The sequence below is a fragment of the Microbacterium sp. H6 genome, from assembly GCF_003314775.1.
Taxonomy (GTDB): domain Bacteria; phylum Actinomycetota; class Actinomycetes; order Actinomycetales; family Microbacteriaceae; genus Microbacterium; species Microbacterium oxydans.
This window is the reverse complement of record NZ_QOAY01000093.1, coordinates 3384-3623: the sequence shown is the minus strand read 5'-3', so window position 1 is coordinate 3623 and position 240 is coordinate 3384. Positions and strand designations below refer to the sequence as shown.

The 240-nt window shown below is 72.1% G+C and carries 1 protein-coding gene; it reads right to left on the bottom strand.

Annotated features, from left to right (window positions below; genetic code table 11):
- Positions 1–240, bottom strand: a 240-nt coding sequence (locus DSP71_RS06215) for an ABC transporter permease subunit (RefSeq protein WP_113680651.1), incomplete at both ends; no start/stop codon positions are given.

The following is a 240-nucleotide window of genomic DNA, read 5'->3' as shown; positions in this document are numbered from 1 at the left end:
GTAGATCGCGAGCGGCATCGTCTGGGTGACTCCCGGTCGATTGCCTGCGAACAGCGCCGTCGCACCGAATTCCCCGATCGCCCGCGCGAAGCACAGCACGACGCCTGCCACGATCCCGGGTGCCGCGAGAGGCAGGGTGATGCGGCGCAGGATCGTCCACCGTCCGGCTCCGAGGGCCGCGGCCGTGCGCTCGTGGTCCACGCCCGACGTGCGCACGGCACCCTCGACGGCCAGGACCAG